This is a genomic window from Goekera deserti, from assembly GCF_010685995.1.
In the GTDB taxonomy this organism is placed as follows: domain Bacteria; phylum Actinomycetota; class Actinomycetes; order Mycobacteriales; family Geodermatophilaceae; genus Goekera; species Goekera deserti.
The window spans coordinates 1-17,548 of record NZ_JAAGWK010000028.1 but is presented as its reverse complement, the minus strand read 5'-3'; the positions used below and the strand labels follow the sequence as shown (position 1 = coordinate 17,548).

Genomic DNA, 17,548 nt, shown 5'->3' with positions numbered 1-17,548 from the left:
CCACTTCCGCGGAAACGGCCGCCGGACGTCCGGCCATTTCCGCGGAAAGGGCCGGAGTCGGGGCGTCCGTGCGGCGGCCGGACGGGCAGGCGAAGGTGCGCGGGGAGTTCTCCTACGCCGGTGACCTGCACGCCGAGGGCATGCTGCACGGCGTCACGCTGCGCTCGCCGCACCCGCACGCGCGGCTGCTGCGCATCGACACGGCGGCGGCCCGGGCGCTGCCCGGCGTGCACGCCGTCCTCACCGCCGCCGACGTGCCGGGCGACCTGCACTTCGGGCTCACCCTGCGCGACGAGCCGGTGCTGGCCGACGGGGTGGTGCGCTACGCGGGTGAGCCGGTCGCGGTGGTGGCCGCGATCGACCCGCGCACCGCCCGCCGGGCGGCCCGCGCGATCGTCGTCGAGTACGAGCCACTGCCCGCGCAGACCGACCCGACCCTCGCCGCGGACGCCGAGCCGCTGCACGCCGAGGGCAACGTCTACCGGCACCTGGCCTACGAGTGCGGCGACCCACGGGCCCGCGGCGTGGTCACCGTGGAGAACACCTACCGGATCGGCATGCAGGACCCCGCCTTCCTGGCACCCGAGGCCGGCATGGCGACGCCGACCGCCGACGGCGGGGTGCGGCTGGAGGTGGCCACCCAGTGGCTGCACTCCGACCAGCGGCAGATCGCCTGGGCCACCGGGCTGCCGCCGGAGAAGGTGCAGGTCGTGCTGGCCGGCGTGGGCGGGGCGTTCGGCGGCCGGGAGGACGTCACGCTGCACACGCACGCCTGCCTGCTGGCGCTGGCCACCGGGCGCCCGGTGAAGATGGAGTACACCCGGGAGGAGTCCTTCCTGGCCCACCGGCAGCGGCACCCCGGCACCATCTGGCTGCGGCACTCCGCCGACGCGTCGGGCCGGGTCGTCAGCGTCGAGGGCCGGGTCGTGCTGGACGGCGGCGCCTACGCCTCGACCAGCCCGGTCGTCATCGCCAACACCGTCACCCTGCTGCAGGGGCCCTACCGGGTGGACAACGGCCGGTTCGAGGGCTGGTCGGTGCGCACCAACAACCCCTCCTGCGGGGCGATGCGCGGCTTCGGCGTGCCGCAGGCCGCATTCGCGCACGAGTCGCAGATGGACGCCCTGGCCGCCGCCCTGGACCTGGACCCGCTGGAGATCCGGCTCCGCAACGCGCTGCGCCGGGGCGACACGGCCACCTTCGGCCAGCGCTTCACCCAGCCCACGCCGGTCCGCGAGGTGATCGAGGGTCTGCGCGCGGTGCCGCTGCCCCCGGCCGGCGGCAAGCTGCCCGGCGGCGTGGGGCGGGCCAGCAGCCCGGGCTCGGTGCGCCGCGGCGTCGGCTACGCGGTGACCATGAAGAACCTGGCCTTCAGCGAGGGCCACGTGGACGAGTCCACCGCCACGGTGTCCCTGCGGGACGGGCACGCCACCGTGCACTGCGCGTGCGCCGAGGTCGGGCAGGGTTTCGTCACCGTCGCCGAGCAGGTGGCCCGCACGGTGCTGGGCGCCGACACCGTCACCGTGACCCAGCCGGACACGCTGATCGCCTCGGCCGGATCGACGTCGGCCTCCCGGCAGACCATGGCCTCCGGGACGGCGGTGCACCGGGCGTGCGTCGCCGTCCGGGACCGGCTGCTGGCCCGGGTCGCCCGCGAGCGCGGGCTGGACGCCGGCCTGCTCTCCATCCAGGACGGCGCGGTGACCTGCGACGGCACCCCGCTGGTCGACGTGGCCGCAGCCACGCCCGGGCACACCGTCCGGGCCACCGAGCACTTCGCGCACCCCCCGACGACGGCCCTCGGCCAGGGCGACGTCTACGTCGGCTTCGCGTTCTCCGCGCAGCGGGCGGTGGTCGACGTCGACGTGGAGCTGGGGCTGGTCAGCGTCGTCCAGATCGCCTCCTGCCAGGACGTCGGCACGGTGGTGAACCCGACCCAGCTGCTCGGCCAGATCGAGGGCGGCATCGTGCAGGGCATGGGCCTGGCGGTCATGGAGGAGGTGGTCGTGGTGGACGGGCACATCACCAACCCGGAGTTCCAGGACTACCTGATCCCGACGATCGTGGACGCCCCCGAGGTCGTCTCGGTGTACGTCACCGACCCGCAGCCCGGCATGCCGCACGGCTGGAAGGGCGTCGGCGAGCCCCCGCTGTGCACCGCGGTGCCCGCGGTGGCCGCGGCCGTGCGCGACGCGACCGGCCTGCCGCTGCCGTCGGTGCCGATCCGCCCGGAGCACATCGCGCTGGGCATCGGCACGCCGCCGACGGTCACCCGCACGACACCGCGCCCACCGGCCACCACCGGTGGCACCGCTCTCAGCGAGGAGCCGGCCGACCGGCCCGGCACCTGGGAGTCCGAGGGCGCCGCCGGGCACTGAGCCGCAGGCGGGCGGGTCAGGCCGAGCCGGACCACCGGCGCTGCAGCGACTCCCGGCCCGCCGCTGTGGGCCGGCCCCACAGCCGCAGCCGGGCCATGCCCCCGTCGGGGAAGACGTCCAGCCGGACGGCGACGACGCCCGGGTGCTCGTCGAGCAGGAAGCGGTGCCGGGTGTCCGGCTGCAGCCGGGTGCGGGGCAGGAGCTGCACGTCCGTGCCGTCGGCGGTGCGGCCGGTCAGCGACGCGGCGCCCGGTGCGTTGCCCAGGAAGTACGACGTGTCCAGCTCGGCCATCGCGACGGTGCCCTGGCAGGCCAGCGAGACCTCCACCCAGTCGTTGCCGTCGTCCCGGCGGCGGGCGTTCTCCCAGCCCTCGCCCATCGAGCGGGCGTCGCCCCGCCCGATCAGCTGGTGGGGGCTGCCGTAGAACGCGTTGCTGACGGCGGTCACCTGCCCGCCGTTCTCCAGCGCGGCCAGGTCGAACGGGCCGACGTCGAGGAGGCGCGGGTCGGGCACGACGGTGCCGTGCACCCGGAACCGGGCCACCCCGCCGTCGGGGTGGATGGACAGCCGCACGTGCGTCACCCGGCGGTCGGAGGCGACGGCGAAGGCGTTGGCGGTGTCCCCGGCCAGGTCGACCAGCGGCAGCAGCGGCTGCCAGTCGGCCGCGACCAGCTCCTCGACCGACGGGTGGCCCTCGACGGCGACCCCGTCCACCGACGCCCGCGGCGGGTAGTTGCCGGTGAAGAAGGCGGTGTCGATGACCACGGCGGCCACGGTCCCGGGCGCGCCCAGCCGCACGATCGCCCAGTCGTGCCCCGGGCTGCGCCGCCGTCGGGTCTCCCAGCCGTCGTACTCCTTGCCCTTGTGGCCGAAGTCGGCCCGCGCCACGGCCGGGTGCGGCAGCACCAGGTTCTCCCGGGCCGCGAACAGCTCGTCGTTGGCCGCCACCACGGCGCCCCCCAGGGCACGGCTGGCGAGGTCGGGCAGGCGCTGGGCATCGGTCACCGGGTCACTCTGGCACGAGCCCCTGTTCCGGGCCGGGCCACTCAGACCGACCCCCGGCCGAGCAGCCGGCCGAGCGGGACGTCGCCGATCTCCCGGCCGGCGAGCCAGGTCCGCCGCACCACGCCGGTGAGCCGCCGGCCCGCGTAGGGCGTCACCGGGTTGCGGTGGTGCAGCTCCCCGACCGTCCAGGTCTCCTCCGGCGCGAACGCCACGAGGTCGGCGTCCCGGCCCACCGCGATGGCGCCCTTGCCCGGCAGCCCGGCCAGCCGCGCCGGCGCGGCGGACATCCAGTCGACCACCTGGGCCAGCCCGAGTCCCCGCGCCCGCGCCCCGGACCACACCGCCGGCAGCGACACCTGCAGCGAGGCGATGCCGCCCCACGCCAGCCCGAAGTCGCCGACGTCGAGGCGCTTGAGGTCCGGCGTGCACGGCGAGTGGTCGCTGACCACCAGGTCGACGTCGCCCGCGGCGAGCGCCGCCCACAGCGCCTCCCGGTGCGAGGCCTCCCGGATCGGCGGGCAGCACTTGAACGCGGTGTCCCCGTCGGGCACCTCGGCGGCGTCGAAGGTCAGGTAGTGCGGGCAGGTCTCGACGGTCACCCGCACGCCCTCGGCGCGGGCCGCGCGCAGCAGCGGCAGGGCGTCGGCGTCGGCCAGGTGCACCACGTGCACCCGGGCGCCGGTGTCCCGCGCCGCCGCGACCAGGCCGCCGATCGCCGTCTCCTCCGCGGCGCCCGGCCGGGAGGCCAGGAAGCTCGCGTAGCTGCCCCCGACCGGCTCCGGGGCCGCGGCGATCACGTCCGGGTCCTCGGCGTGCGCGATGAGCAGCCCGTCGAAGCCGGCCAGCTCACCGAGCGCCGCGCGCAGCCCCGGGTCGTCCAGCGGGGGGAACTCCGGCACCCCGGAGTCGAGCAGGAAGCACTTGAACCCGACGACGCCGGCCTCGTGCAGCGGGCGCAGCTGGTCCACGTTCCCCGGGACGGCGCCGCCCCAGAACGCGACGTCGACCGCCACCCGGCCCCGCGCCGCGGCCTGCTTCTCCCGCAGCGCGGCGACCGAGGTGGTCGGCGGGATGGAGTTGAGCGGCATGTCCACGATCGTGGTGACGCCGCCGGCCGCCGCGGCGCGGGTGGCCGAGACGAACCCCTCCCACTCGGTGCGCCCCGGCTCGTTGACGTGCACGTGGCTGTCGACCAGCCCGGGCAGCAGCACCTCGTCGTCGGCCAGGGTGTGCACCGGGCCGGTGACGTCGTCGAAGCCGGTCACCGCGGTGACCCGGCCGTCGGCGACGTGCACCGCCGCGGCCCGCTCGCCGCCGGGCAGCACCACCCGCCGGGCACGGACGATCACGACGGGACCCCGGCGAGCACCGGCTGCGCAGCGGGGCGCGACCCCGGGTGCAGGTCGGCGTCCGCGCGCGCGACCCGGTCCAGGGCGTCACCCCAGGCCGTGCTCACCCAGCCACCGGGCAGTGGCAGCCGCACGGCGTCCACGCCGGTGGCCGTCCCGACCCCGGGTCCCGGCCGGACCCGCGTGGTGGAGGCGTACGCCCGGGGTGCCATCGGCGGCGCCCAGGTGGGCGCACCCGGGCCGAGGTCCAGCGTGGTGTGCAGCAGCGGCCGCCCGTCGCGCAGCACCCGGGTGGTCCCGGTCCACCGGCCGGGCTGCTCGCCGGTGCGGCCCAGCAGCACCTGCTCGGACAGCGTCAGCTCGCCGCCGGCACCGAGCCGTACGGTCACCGTGGCGACGTGGTGGGCGCGCGCCGCCACGACGGTCGGCTCCAGCTGCAGGTCCAGGTCGCCGTCCACGTCGGCCAGCACGCGCTGCGCCGACGGCGGCGAGTCGCCCCGCGCGGGCAGCACGACCGCCGCCGCCACCGAGCGCACCCGCAGCACCGCGCCCGGCTCGACCACCAGCCGCACCTCGGCGTCGTCCCCGCCCAGCGGGCCGAAGGCGGTGGCCACCAGGTGCACGGTCACCGGCCCGGTGCGCCGCACGGCCAGCTGGCCGCTGGCGCGCACCACCGGCAGCACGGTGCGCCCACCCGGGCCGGCCCGCGCCACCACCTCGACCAGGCTCCTCACCGTGACCGACCGGGCACGCTCATGCCGACTGCAGGGCCCGGGAGCGCACCTGCGCCCGCACCCACGCCGCGACGTCGGTCGCCGCCGGGTCCTCGCGCAGCGAGATCAGCAGCGTCGGCTTCTCTCCGCGCACGGCGTCGGAGTCCCGGCGCATGACGTCGAGGTCGGCGCCGACGAACGGCGCCAGGTCGGTCTTGTTGACCACCAGCAGATCGGCGCTGGTCACCCCTGGCCCGCCCTTGCGCGGCACCTTGTCCCCACCGGCGACGTCGACGACGAACACCTGCACGTCGACCAGCCCGTAGCTGAACGACGCGGTCAGGTTGTCCCCGCCGGACTCCACCAGCACCAGCTGGACGCCGGGGTGCCGGGCCTCCAGCAGCTCGACGGCGTCCAGGTTGGCGGTGATGTCGTCCCGGATCGCGGTGTGCGGGCAGCAGCCGGTCTGCACCGCCTCGATCCGGTCGTCGGGCAGCACGGCGTTGCGCCGCAGGAAGTCGGCGTCCTCGGTGGTGTAGATGTCGTTGGTGACCACGACGAGGTCGAGCTCCTCGCCGAGCGTGCGGCACAGCGCGGCCACCAGCGCGGTCTTGCCGGAGCCGACCGGCCCGCCGATGCCCACCCGGAGTGCGCCCGGGCCGCCGTCCGGGGCGCGGCGCTGCCCGGGGTCGTAGGGGTCGACGTAGTCGTCCAGGTCGTGGTCAGGAGGCAAAGAACCGGTCCTTCCGGGAGACGTGCAGTTCGGCGAGCAGGTCGAGCAGCGGGTCGGCGGACGCGGGCAGCAGGTCCAGGCCGCCGAACGGGCCCGCGGCGGCCCGGGCGGCGGCGCCGGCGACCTCGTCGACCAGCGGCGACAGCCGGGCGGTCACCGCGGCCACGGTGATCGGGTCCAGGGCCAGCAGCCGCTGGGCGGCGGTGGCCGGACCGCTCATCGACAGGTAGGCGGCTGCGGCCGCCGCGTCGGCCGGACGGGCGCCGGCAGCCGCGGCGGCCACCCCGAGCGCCACGGCGTGGTGCGGTTGCGTGGGCAGCGCGTCCCAGGCCGGGTGCGGCCAGGCCCGCCGGCCCACCCGCAGCAGCCCCCGCCCCTGCTGCCGGGACGCCGCGCGCTGCGCCGGGGACGGGGTCCGGGCGTCGGCCTCCGCGTCCAGGTCGGCCAGGGCGGCCGCCACCGACGGCGGCACGGCAGCACCCGCCGCAACGGCCCCGCCCCCCACGGCACGGCCCACCACGGCGCAGGCAGCCGCCGCGAGCCCGGCCGCGACCGATCCGGCCGTGCCCACCCGCCGGCGCAGGAAGCCGGCCAGCGAGACGGGGTCGGTCACCAGCCCGGCGCTGATCGCCTGCTCCACCCCGCCGGAGTGCGCGTGGCCACCCGCGGGCAGCCGGGAGTCGGCGAGGGCGAGCAGCGCGGTGAGCGACACGGCCGGCTCAGAACAGGAAGTAGCGCTGGGCCATGGGCAGCTCGCTGACCGGCTCGGGTTCCCAGACGTCGCCGTCGACGGACACCGTGAAGGTGTCCGGGTCGACCCGGATCTCCGGCAGCGCCGTGTTCTCTGGCATGTCCGCCTTGCCCAGCCGGGTGGTGTCGGTGACCGCGACCAGCCGCCGGTCCACCGCCAGCCGGTCGGCCAGCCCCGCGTCGATCGCGGCCGGCGCCACGAAGTACAGCGACGTCTGCGCGGGCACCCGCCCGAACGCGCCGAACATCGGCCGCGGGAACACCGGCTGCGGGGTGGGGATGGAGGCGTTCGCGTCGCCCATCTGGCCCCAGGCGATCATCCCGCCCTTGAGCACCACGTGCGGCCGGACGCCGAACAGCGCCGGGTCCCAGAGCACCAGGTCGGCCAGCTTGCCCGGTTCCACCGAGCCGACCTCGGCGTCGATGCCGTGCGCGACGGCCGGGCAGATCGTGTACTTGGCGACGTACCGGCGGGCCCGCAGGTTGTCCGCCGCGCCGTCGCCGGTCAGCGACCCGCGGCGGCGCTTCATCACGTGCGCCGTCTGCCAGGTGCGCATCACCACCTCACCGACCCGGCCCATGGCCTGGGCGTCGGAGCCGATCATCGAGATGGCGCCCAGGTCGTGCAGCAGGTCCTCGGCCGCGATCGTGGTGGGGCGGATCCGGCTCTCGGCGAAGGCGAGGTCCTCGGGCACCGAGCTGTCGAGGTGGTGGCAGACCATCAGCATGTCGAGGTGCTCGTCGAGGGTGTTCACGGTGTGCGGTCGGGTCGGGTTCGTGCTGCTGGGCAGTACGTTCGGGTGCCCGGCGACGGTGATGATGTCGGGCGCGTGCCCGCCCCCGGCTCCCTCGGTGTGGTACGCGTGGATGCTCCGGCCACCGATCGCGGCGAGGGTGTCCTCGACGAACCCGGCCTCGTTCAGCGTGTCCGAGTGCAGCGCCACCGGGACGCCGTGCCGGCCGGCGACGGTGAGGCACGCGTCGATCGCCGCGGGCGTGGACCCCCAGTCCTCGTGCAGCTTGAAGCCGCTGGCCCCGGCCCGCAGCTGCTCCTCCATCGACTCCTGCGACACGGTGTTGCCCTTGCCGAGCAGCGCGACGTTGACCGGCATGCCGTCCATCGCCTCGAGCATCCGGGCCAGGTACCAGTCGCCCGGGGTGATCGTGGTGGCCTTCGACCCCTCGGCCGGCCCGGTACCGCCACCGATCAGCGTGGTCATCCCGGCGCCGAGCGCGGTGGGCACGATCTGCGGGCAGATGAAGTGCACGTGGCAGTCGATGCCGCCGGCGGTGAGGACCTTGCCGTTGCCGGCCAGCACCTCGGTGCCGGGCCCGATCACCAGGTCGGGGTGCACGCCGTCCATCGTGTCCGGGTTGCCGGCCTTGCCCAGGGCCACGATGCGCCCGTCCCGGATGCCGACGTCGGCCTTGACCACCCCCCAGTGGTCGAGCACCACGGCACCGGTGATCACCAGGTCGGGAGCACCCTCGGCGCGGGTGGCCCGCCCCTGCCCCATCGACTCGCGGATCACCTTGCCGCCGCCGAACACGGCCTCCTCGCCGGCCCGCCCCGGGCCGCCGCAGCGGTCCTCGGTGACCTCGATCAGCAGGTCGGTGTCGGCCAGGCGCACCCGGTCGCCCACCGTCGGCCCGTACAGCTGGGCGTAGCGCTCACGACTCAACCGGACCATCAGCCCAGCCCTCCCTCGGCGGTCAGCCCGGGGACGACGCGCGCGCCACCCAGCGGCACCAGGTCGACCGAACGCCCGATGCCCGGTTCGAAGCGGACGGCGGTGCCGGCCGCGATGTCCAGCCGGTGCCCGTGCGCGGCCGAACGGTCGAACCGCAGCGCCGCGTTGACCTGCGCGAAGTGGAAGTGCGAGCCGACCTGCACCGGCCGGTCGCCGGCGTTGTGCACCTCGAGCCGGACCCGGGGCACCCCGGGCAGCGTCTCGATGCCCTCGGCCTGCGCGGGCAGCACCTCGCCCGGCACCACGGGCACGTCCCGACCGTCCAGCCCGCCGCTCACGGGATGGGGTGGTGGACGGTCACCAGCTTCGTCCCGTCCGGGAAGGTCGCCTCCACCTGCACCTCCTCCAGCAGCTCCGGGACGCCGTCCATCACGTCGTCCCGGCTCAGCACGGTGCGCCCGGACTGCATGAGCTCGGTGACCCGCACGCCGTCCCGCGCGCCCTCCAGCACGTGGTCGGTCACGATCGCCGTCGCCTCGGGCAGGTTCAGCTTCAGACCGCGCGACTGCCGCCGCCGGGCGAGCTCGGCGGCGTAGCTGAGGAGCAGGCGTTCCTGCTCGTGTGGTGACAGGTGCAACGCCCTCGACCTCCGACCGTCAGCGGAGCCCGGACCGTAACCGGCCCGTGTGACGGTCCTGTTGCCGCCCCCGGCCAGCCCCGTCGGTCAGCGGGCGCCGAGGGAGGCGGGCACCAGCGCCCAGGCAGCAGGCAGGTCGGCCAGTGCTGGCGTCTCGGCGGGGGTGCGGCGCACCGGCGAGAGGTCCAGCACCATCCGGGTCGGCTGGAACGCCTCGGCGTAGCCGATGCGGGCCTGGGCACCCCAGTGCCGGGCCGAAGCCACGACCGCGTCGGGCTCCACCATCGCCGACATCTCCACCTGCGAGGCATGGCAGGCGAGCGCGGCGACCTTGCCGCCGACGTGCGCGGTCACGTCGACGAACACGGTCGGGTTGAACGACAGGGTCGACGGGCTCTGGTAGTGCAGGACCCGCGGCAGCCGGCGCGCGGCACCCAGCGTGGCCGAGGCCACGGCACGGTGGTCCTGGTGGCTGTCGTCGGGTGCGTGTACGTAGACAAGGTCGGCCTGCACGGCCTGCAGGGTCTGCTCGACCACGCGGACGGTGGCCGAGTCGGGCACCACCTGGCAGTCCTGCAGCCCGCCCCACACCAGCTCGGCACCCATCAGTGCGGCCGCGCGCTCCTGCTCCACCCGCCGCACGTGACCACGACCGCCGTCCGGGCCGTTCTCGCCACCGGTCAGCACCAGCATCGTCACCCGGTCACCGGCGGCGGCGTGCGCCAGCAGGGCGCCGCCACAGCCGAGCTCGATGTCGTCGGGGTGCGACCCGATCGCCAGCACGCTGATCCCCGGCCGACCCGCGCCGTCCGTGCCGGGCTCACGCCGCCGGTCGGCCAGGTTGTCCTGGTCGCCCGGGCGAGTCCGCTGCCAGCGGGAGGTCACCTCAGGCTCCCGCAGGGGTCGGGCCGGACACGGCCGCGCGCTCCAGCCGGCGCCGGGTGCGCAGCAGCACCACCCCGCCCACCGCCCCGGCGGCGACCACGCCGATCGCGGCGCCGGTGCCGTTGCCCTCGGCCGGCATCTGCGTCGGTGCGGGGCAGGCCGGGCTGGTCTCCCGGGAGGCGGTCGCCGACGAGGCGTAGATCTCCCACTTGACCAGACGCTCGTTGGCCGGCACGCGGATCGAGATCGCGCCCTGGTGGACGCCCGGCTGGAAGGTGGTGGGCTGTGCGCCGTTGTACTTGTCGGGATCGAAGTCGTTGTCCGGACCGATGGGCTCCTGCTGGACGGTGAGGGTCCGGTTCGTGTACCCGAACACCGCCGTCCAGTAGCCGTCCGCCACCGGGACGATGCAGGTCACCTGCGGCTGGACCGGGTCGGGTGCGTAGGCCGAGGCCGTCCCGGGGGTGACCAGCACGGCCACCGCGGCGACCGCGGGCACAGCCACCAGCCTGGCCAGGCGCGCACGCGTGCGCCGCCGACCGTCCGGGAACACGTTGGTCACCATCGACAGACCCCACCTTCGTCGGGCGGTCCACCCGCCCCTCACGGGGTGCATCGGCCCGCCAGGTCCCGACCTGGAGTCGGCGGTGGGAACCTCACCCCATCGGGGGTCCGGCGTCGACGACGGTCAGGCGTCGATCACGGTCAGGGCCAGCACGGTCGCGGCCGGGAACGAGTCCGTCGTCGCCCAGGCCCGCGGGACGTCCGGGGCCGCGGCGTACTCACCCTGCCGGACCCGGATCGCCCGGGCCCCCACCGCCGCGGCGACGGCGACGTCCTTGCCCGGACGGTCCCCGATCACCAGCACCCGGTGCGCCGGCACCTCGAGACGTCGGGCGAGCTCGACCAGCCCGTCGGGTGCGGGCTTGCGGGTCGGACGTCCACCGAGGGAGTCCGTGACCAGCACCTCCGGCAGGAGGGGACCCAGCCCGGTGGCGGCCAGCTTCGCCGCCTGGATCACCGGGTTCCCGTCGGTCAGGCAGCCGACCGGGACCACCCGCCCGAGCGCCACCAGCGCGTCGACCACCCCGGCATGGGGTTCCAGGACGGCCGGCTCGTGGCGCGTGAAGGCGGCGACCAGCCCCGGCACGAGCTGCGGCAGCCGACCCGCCGGCACTCCGGAGGCCAGGAGCGCACGGTCGATCGTCCCCCCCGTGTCGGAGCCCGCGGCGAGCTCGCGGCGCAGGGCGGCGTGCACCCGGTCCCCGTCGAGCCCGGCCGCCGCCGCGGCAGCCGCGACGGCGGCGGCGGCGCCGGCCAGGTGGTCGGCGTGCGGGTAGAGGGTGTCGTCCAGGTCGACGACGACGGCGAGGGGCGGCGGCCCGTCCCAGTCGGCTGCCGTGGCGTTCACCAGGGCAACCGGCCGTCGGTGAAGTCCGGCTCCTCCATGGCCAGCAGCCCGTCGGTGGCCTCGGCCGAGAACAGCGCTGCCACCTGGGCGGCGGTCGTCCCGTCGCCGTAGGGGCAGGGCGCGTCCGCTGCGTGTGCCTGCGCCTGGGGGGTGAGGTGCGCCAGGGCGGCGGCGACCACCGCGCCGGGCGAGCCGGCGTCGGCCAGGCCGGCCAGGGTGGTGGTCCCCGCCTCGACGCCCTCCCAGCGGGGCGTGGAGCCGCGCAGCACGACGACGGGGACGCCGAGGTGGGCCGCCTCCTCCTGGATCCCGCCGGAGTCGGTGACGGCCAGCCGGGAACCGGCGAGCGCGGCGAGCAGCGCGTCGTACGAGATCGGGCCGGTCAGCACGATGGACGGGTGCTCCAGCCGGGCACCGAGCCCGGTCCGGGTCAGCTGCGCCGCGGTGCGCGGGTGCACCGGGAACGTCACCGGGCCGACCTGCTCGGCGAGCGTGCACACGACCTCGACCAGCCGCTCGAGCCGCACCGGGTCGTCGACGTTCGTCGGCCGGTGCGCCGTGACGAGCACTCCACGGCGCCGGTCGAGCGGGACCGGGCGCACGCCGCGCGCGACCAGGGTGTCGATGACCGGGTTGCCCACCACGAACACCCGCTCGGCCGGGACGCCCTCGGCGGCCAGGAACGCGGCGGCACGGTGGGTCGGGGCCAGGTGCAGGGCGGCCACGGCGGCCGCGACCCGACGGTTGACCTCCTCTACGCTGCGCGGGTTCAGGCTGCGCAGGCCGGCCTCCAGGTGGGCGAAGGGGATGCCTGCGCCGCGCGCGGCCAGGGCGTAGGCCGGCACGGTGTTCGTGTCGCCCAGCGCCAGGACGACGTCCGGCCGGAAGCGGGCAACGGCCGCTGACGCGTCGGCGTGCAGGGCGCCGGTGCGGGCCGCCGGGTCACCGGTGGGCATGACGAACCGCCAGGTGGGGGCGAGGCCCAGCGACTGCTGCAGCTGGGTGGACAGCGCGGGGTCGGTGTGCTGACCGGTGTCGACGACGTCGACGCGGTGCCCCGCCGCCACCAGTGCGGCCACCACCGGGGCCAGCTTGACCACTTCCGGTCGCGTGCCGAAGGGCACGAGGACGTGGCGGCTGTGGCTCATGCCGGCACCTCGTCGCCGGCGCGGTCGGTCGACCCGACGGCGAGGACCGCGCTCGGGTCCGGCACCGGAACACCGTCCGCGTCGGTGAAGACCTCGGCGAAGTACCGGCGCATGCGCACGCCGGGGGTGAACCACAGGTGGGGCAGGGGCGCGTCCGGGTGCCGGATGCCGGCCAGGTGGGCGCTGACCACGTCCGCACCGGCTGCGAGCGTCAGCGGCAGCCCGCCGGAGAAGCGGGGGTTGATCTCCACCACGGTGGCCCGACCGTCGTCGCCGACGAAGCCCTGCACGTTGGCCGGCCCGGTCAGCCGCACGGCCGCCAGCGCACCGGCGACGACGTCGGTGACCGCCACGGAGTCGAACGTGCTGCCCTTGACCGAGATGCCGGCCTTGGTCTCCTCCCGCCAGCGGGGCACCACCGTCAGCAGCTCGCCGTCCCGGGCGACCAGCGTGTCGGCGGTGAACTCCCGGCCGGTCAGCCGGGTCTGGGCGATCAGGGACGGGTCCCGGTGCAGTGCGTCGACCACCGCGGCGCGGCTGTCCAGCAGCTGCACCCCGCGGCTGCCCCGGCCCGCTCTCGGCTTGACCACCCACGGCCCGGGCACCGAGACCAGGCCGGTCGCTGTGTCGGTGGTGGCCGGGTGGGCCACGTCGGCCCCCCGCATCGCCCTCGCGAAGGCCGCCTTGTCGCAGCACACCTCGACGCTCGCCGTCTCCGGGAGCCACGTGGCGACGCCGGCGGCGCGGAGCCGGTCGGCACCGGCCGCCAGGGCGGGGAGCTCCTCGGCGACGGTGCCGATGAGCGCGTCGACGTCGTGCTCGACGGCGACGCCGATCAGCGCGTCGACGAACCGCACGTGGTCGGCCCGGGGCACGGTGAACCCGGCGGTGGCCAGTGCCGCACCGGTGGCGGCGGAGTCGGCGTCCACGGCGACGACCCGGTGCCCGAGGGCCATCAGCCGGCGGATGACGGCGATGCCGGCCGGGCCGCCGGCGCCGGTGACGAGCACGGCGGGCCGGTGGTGCAGGCCGTGCGAGGGTGTCCGGTGGCCGGTGGCCGGGGGCGGGGGCGGGGAGGAGTTCACTGCAGGACCTCGTGGTGGGGGGACGGGGCGGGCGGGCGCGCGAAGCTGATCGGGTGGGGGCCGGATCCGCGTTCCGGCTGCGGGGGCGGGGGGCTGCGGGGCGGGGGCGTCCGCGGTGGGACGGCGATGCGCGGCACCCGGATCGTCGTCTCGGCGAGGCTCGTGCGGGTCGGCCGCCGCTCCTGCTCGACCGCCGGCCGGGCCATCAGCCAGCCACGAGCCCACAGCCGGAGCGCAACCACCCGGTGGTTGGTCACCGGTTCCCACTGGCGCGCGGCGATGGCGTCGGCGAGCCGGTCGAGCACCACCGGGTCGCGGTCGAGGGACGCGACGGCGACCAGCGTGGCGGCGTGCGCCCCGATCCCGTCGGCGACCAGGCCCGCGATGCGCTCGGCCCGTTCGCCGGCGGACAGGTGCCCCAGGCGGTAGTCGATGCGGGCTGCCTCGCGGCGCGCGGACAACCACGCCGACAGGCGGCGCGGGTACACGCGTCGGTGCAGGAACCCGGCGAGGGTCTGACGGCGGCGTCCGGCGCGCGCCCGGGCACCGTCCTCGGCCTGCCGGTACCCCATCCCGGGCAGGGCCCAGCTCTCCGGACGGCGTGCGGTGTGACGGCCGTCGACGTCCTGCTCGGCTCGCTCCAGCGACGGCAGCGTCACCCACACCAGGAGCAGGAAGCCCAGCAGCGTGGACAGGAGACTCCACAGCGTGCCGACCCAGTCGTGGAAGAGGATCAGTGCGCCGTCGCCCCACCACAGGCCGGCCAGCGCTGACATCAGCAGGCGCAGGTGGTTGAGCACCAGCAGCGCCGCGATCGCGGTCAGCAGACCGGCGACCGCGTGCAGGCGCCGCCGGCGGAGGATCACCGCGGTCAGCGCGGACAGGCCCAGGACGGACAGGATCGACGAGCAGGACGGGGTGACGAACGCGTCGATGATCTCGCCGTCGCCGCGGAACAGCAGCACGTGCGTCGGCAGGACGCCGGACGCCTTCCCGGGCGCCAGCAGCCCCAGGACCCAGGCCACGGCCGCCGCCTCCAGGGTCTGCAGCGGCAGGGCGAGGAACCGGAAGCCGATCACGCAGACCGCGGCGGCGATCAGCAGGTCCACGACCACCGAGGCGAGACGCGAGCCGGTACCGGGGCGCAGCACCCGCCTCACCGGTCCCCCCGGGTGACCAGCGGACCGGGGTGGGCGAAGCTGCGCGGGCGGCCCGTCCCGTCTCCTCGCCGGTCCTGGGATGCCGGCGGCGTCGGGCGGGCCGTGGAGACCGACCCCGACCGCGAGGTCTTGACCCAGCTGTACGGGCGACCCAGCATGCCGTCGACGTAGGCGCGGCTGGTGATCCAGATCGACAGTGCGAAGGCCGGCAGGAACCCCAGCAGCTGCCAGGCCGCACGCCGCTCGACCCGGCCGATGAGCAGTCCGACGCACAGCTCGGCGAGTGGCCCGATGAACAGCAGCATGGACAGCGGCAGCACCGCCACCGCCGGCAGGTCGCCGATCCCGAATGCCCGGAGCACGGTCAGCAGCAGGCCCAGCCCACTCAGCAGCGGGACGTGGTAGACGAAGAGGAACAGCGCTGTCTCGGCCCGCTCCACGAGGGTCAGGTGCCGGCAGCGCATGAGCGGGAGCAGGTAGTCCCGCATGCACTTCTGGTGGCCGCGCGCCCAGCGGTAGCGCTGCTTCCAGAACCGCTGGGTACTGATCACCGCTTCCTCGAAGTCGATCGCGGTGACGTCGTACCGCACGCGCTGACCGCTCAGCAGCACGCGGAGGGTGAGGTCGGTGTCCTCGGTGACCGTCTCGGGGTTCCAGCCGCCGAGCCCCCGCAGGGTCGACATCCGCACGGCACAGTTGGCCCCGCCGTACGCCGGCAGCTCGAAGACCGCCTGGCGGCCGTACTCGTTGACCAGGTAGCCGGACAGGTAGTCGAGGAAGACGGTGTTCGCCATCCGCGAGTCCTTGCTGTTGCGGATGACGCAGCGACCCATGACCGCACCGGTGGCCGGGTCACGGAAGTGCCGGACCAGGCGTCGGATGGTCGTCGCCTCCGGCTCGTGGTCGGCGTCGAAGACCACCACGATCTCGCCGTCGACGAGCGCCAGTGCGTCGTTGAGCGCACCGGACTTGCCACCCGCCGAGCCCGGCGGCCGGTGCAGGACGCGCAGACGGGGCTCCCGGGCCGCCCAGACGTCGAGCCGCTCCCCGGTCCCGTCGTCCGAGCCGTCGTCGACGACCACGAGGGTCAACTGCTCGGCCGGGTAGTCCAGCTCGAGCAGCGCAGCGACCATCCCGTCGACGACGAGCGCCTCGTTCTTGCACCCGACCAGGACCGCGACCGCCGGCGTGTAGGTGTCGAACCCGACGTCGGCGGCGTGCAGGTCCCCGTCCGCCCAGCGCGAGGCCGCGATCGCGAACGCGAGGTGTCGGCAGAAGTAGACGGCGAAGACCACGTTCAGCGCACCGGCCACCACGCCGAACGTGGCGTCGGCGCCCCAGAGGGCGACGGACCCGGCGAGCGCGACGCCATAGCCGATCAGGACGAACGGCTTCCCCTCGGGTCGGTTGCCGACGTGAGCCACGAGCTGGGTCCTCTCGAGCCGACACGAACACGAGGAGGTCCCCTCGGGACTCCATCGGCACATCGGCTCCCGCCCTGAAGCCGAAACCCCTGTTCGCGGCCTCCGTCCGGCCCCGACACCTCGAGGCCCGGCACTGCGTGCACGGTTCCGCGCTCACCGGCGACGCCGGTTGCCTCCCGCCCCGGCGGTCATCACACCGGGTGTCGCCAGGACAGGTGCTCGGTTGGATGATCGAGTCGTGAACTCCGTCGACACGTCGTCGTCCTCGAACGCAGTCGCGCTCGTCGCGCTGGTCCTCGTCTACATCGCAGTCATCGGCTTCTCCATCTACGCCTCCGTCCGGATCATCCGCAGGGCCGGCTACTCGGGCTGGTGGGTGCTCATGGGCTTCGTCCCGATCGGCAACCTGATCATGCTGGGCTTCTTCGCCTTCAAGCAGTGGCCCGTGCTCCGGGAACTGGAGTACCTGCGCGGCCATGCGGCCGCCACAGGCCTGCCGGGCTACGGCCAGCAGCCGCCGCCGTACAACCCGGGACTGCCCGGCCACTGATGCGGTGCGGCACGACGCCTCCCCGTCGCTCACGCCGGGAGAACGCTGCGTCGTCGTCCGGCGGACTCCTGAGCGGCACGGAGCTCGATCGCCGACGGACATGGAGATCGACACCCTGCGGATCGACCTTCGACAGGAGTCAGGAGAGCATCCGCGCCGAGGCCAGCTGGCTGACGGCTGCTCGAGCCATCGGCATGGTCGGGACGGCCGAGCGGGCCGGCACCCGGCAGGCGCCGGCGGGTTGTGAAGGGCAGGCTGTCGCTGGCCGTGCGCGGGAATGCGACAAGGGCCGACACCCTGTGGGTGTCGGCCCTTGTCGAATAGATGTCCGGCGGCGTCCTACTCTCCCACCCAGTCCCCCGGGCAGTACCATCGGCGCTGAAAGGCTTAGCTTCCGGGTTCGGAATGAGACCGGGCGTTTCCCTTTCGCCATGACCGCCGTAACGCTGTGAAGATGTCCCCCCACACCACACCCCAACCCCCCACCCCCACCACGGTCCGCGCCCTCAGGGGGCCGAACACGGGTGGGGTGGTGCATGGGTGTGGCACCAGGGGTGGGACACAAAGTGTCCGCACCTTCAGAACCGCACAGTGGACGCGAAACAACCTGCAAGACAGTCGGTGGTGT

17 protein-coding genes and 1 rRNA gene are annotated in these 17,548 nt (G+C 75.1%); 2 read left to right on the top strand and 16 right to left on the bottom strand.

Annotation, left to right across the window (positions count from 1 at the left end; all coding sequences use genetic code 11):
- The first annotated feature begins 35 nt into the window (after positions 1 to 35).
- Positions 36 to 2,378 (top strand): xanthine dehydrogenase subunit D, encoded by a 2,343-nt coding sequence (gene pucD, locus G1H19_RS18595; protein ID WP_162393007.1) that lies wholly within the window; start codon positions 36 to 38, stop codon positions 2,376 to 2,378.
- 16 nt (positions 2,379 to 2,394) lie between these two features.
- On the opposite strand, the gene alc is transcribed toward pucD, so the two are convergent.
- The 15 genes from alc to G1H19_RS18520 form a co-directional block, all read right to left on the bottom strand.
- A complete protein-coding gene (gene alc / locus G1H19_RS18590; RefSeq protein WP_162392854.1) occupies positions 2,395 to 3,384 on the bottom strand; it encodes an allantoicase in 990 nt (329 codons plus the stop codon).
- A gap of 41 nt (positions 3,385 to 3,425) precedes the next feature.
- On the bottom strand, positions 3,426 to 4,733 hold the full coding sequence (gene allB, locus G1H19_RS18585; RefSeq protein WP_162392853.1) for an allantoinase AllB: 1,308 nt from the start codon (positions 4,731 to 4,733) through the stop codon (positions 3,426 to 3,428).
- Positions 4,730 to 5,467 (bottom strand): urease accessory protein UreD, encoded by a 738-nt coding sequence (locus tag G1H19_RS18580; protein ID WP_162392852.1) that lies wholly within the window; start codon positions 5,465 to 5,467, stop codon positions 4,730 to 4,732. Before G1H19_RS18580 ends, allB begins: the two co-directional genes overlap by 4 nt.
- A gap of 19 nt (positions 5,468 to 5,486) precedes the next feature.
- Positions 5,487 to 6,179: an urease accessory protein UreG gene (ureG, locus tag G1H19_RS18575; protein WP_152729165.1), complete on the bottom strand. Its 693-nt coding sequence runs from the start codon at positions 6,177 to 6,179 to the stop codon at positions 5,487 to 5,489.
- Positions 6,169 to 6,891: an urease accessory protein UreF gene (locus tag G1H19_RS18570; RefSeq protein WP_162392851.1), complete on the bottom strand. Its 723-nt coding sequence runs from the start codon at positions 6,889 to 6,891 to the stop codon at positions 6,169 to 6,171. The genes ureG and G1H19_RS18570 overlap by 11 nt, the downstream gene beginning before the upstream one ends.
- Before the next feature lie 7 nt (positions 6,892 to 6,898).
- Positions 6,899 to 8,620: an urease subunit alpha gene (locus G1H19_RS18565; RefSeq protein ID WP_152729163.1), complete on the bottom strand. Its 1,722-nt coding sequence runs from the start codon at positions 8,618 to 8,620 to the stop codon at positions 6,899 to 6,901.
- Positions 8,620 to 8,931 (bottom strand): urease subunit beta, encoded by a 312-nt coding sequence (locus tag G1H19_RS18560; protein ID WP_456071370.1) that lies wholly within the window; start codon positions 8,929 to 8,931, stop codon positions 8,620 to 8,622. The genes G1H19_RS18565 and G1H19_RS18560 overlap by 1 nt, the downstream gene beginning before the upstream one ends.
- Before the next feature lie 23 nt (positions 8,932 to 8,954).
- Complete coding sequence (locus G1H19_RS18555; RefSeq protein ID WP_152729161.1) at positions 8,955 to 9,257, bottom strand: urease subunit gamma; 303 nt, start codon at positions 9,255 to 9,257, stop codon at positions 8,955 to 8,957.
- 87 nt (positions 9,258 to 9,344) lie between these two features.
- Positions 9,345 to 10,142, bottom strand: coding sequence for a PIG-L deacetylase family protein (locus tag G1H19_RS18550; protein ID WP_235928079.1), 798 nt, complete (start codon positions 10,140 to 10,142; stop codon positions 9,345 to 9,347).
- A gap of 1 nt (position 10,143) precedes the next feature.
- Complete coding sequence (locus G1H19_RS18545; protein WP_152729159.1) at positions 10,144 to 10,707, bottom strand: hypothetical protein; 564 nt, start codon at positions 10,705 to 10,707, stop codon at positions 10,144 to 10,146.
- A gap of 123 nt (positions 10,708 to 10,830) precedes the next feature.
- Positions 10,831 to 11,553: an HAD family hydrolase gene (locus tag G1H19_RS18540; RefSeq protein WP_162392850.1), complete on the bottom strand. Its 723-nt coding sequence runs from the start codon at positions 11,551 to 11,553 to the stop codon at positions 10,831 to 10,833.
- Positions 11,550 to 12,701: a non-hydrolyzing UDP-N-acetylglucosamine 2-epimerase gene (gene wecB / locus G1H19_RS18535; protein WP_152729157.1), complete on the bottom strand. Its 1,152-nt coding sequence runs from the start codon at positions 12,699 to 12,701 to the stop codon at positions 11,550 to 11,552. The genes G1H19_RS18540 and wecB overlap by 4 nt, the downstream gene beginning before the upstream one ends.
- Entirely contained in the window at positions 12,698 to 13,786 is a 1,089-nt protein-coding gene (locus tag G1H19_RS23555; protein ID WP_152729155.1) for an ATP-grasp domain-containing protein, read from the bottom strand. Before G1H19_RS23555 ends, wecB begins: the two co-directional genes overlap by 4 nt.
- The gene (locus tag G1H19_RS18525) at positions 13,783 to 14,937 is read right to left on the bottom strand and encodes an archaeosortase/exosortase family protein (RefSeq protein WP_162392849.1); all 1,155 of its coding nucleotides are present in this window, start codon (positions 14,935 to 14,937) and stop codon (positions 13,783 to 13,785) included. The genes G1H19_RS23555 and G1H19_RS18525 overlap by 4 nt, the downstream gene beginning before the upstream one ends.
- A gap of 5 nt (positions 14,938 to 14,942) precedes the next feature.
- A complete protein-coding gene (locus G1H19_RS18520; protein ID WP_202925885.1) occupies positions 14,943 to 16,370 on the bottom strand; it encodes a glycosyltransferase family 2 protein in 1,428 nt (475 codons plus the stop codon).
- Positions 16,371 to 16,608: 238 nt separating this feature from the next.
- Between G1H19_RS18520 and G1H19_RS18515 the strand changes: the two genes are divergently transcribed.
- Positions 16,609 to 16,920, top strand: a complete 312-nt coding sequence (locus G1H19_RS18515; RefSeq protein WP_193616503.1) for a DUF805 domain-containing protein — start codon at positions 16,609 to 16,611, stop codon at positions 16,918 to 16,920.
- A 326-nt stretch (positions 16,921 to 17,246) separates the two neighbouring features.
- On the opposite strand, the gene rrf is transcribed toward G1H19_RS18515, so the two are convergent.
- A 5S ribosomal RNA gene (gene rrf, locus G1H19_RS18510) occupies positions 17,247 to 17,363 on the bottom strand.
- Between the last annotated feature and the right edge of the window lie 185 nt (positions 17,364 to 17,548).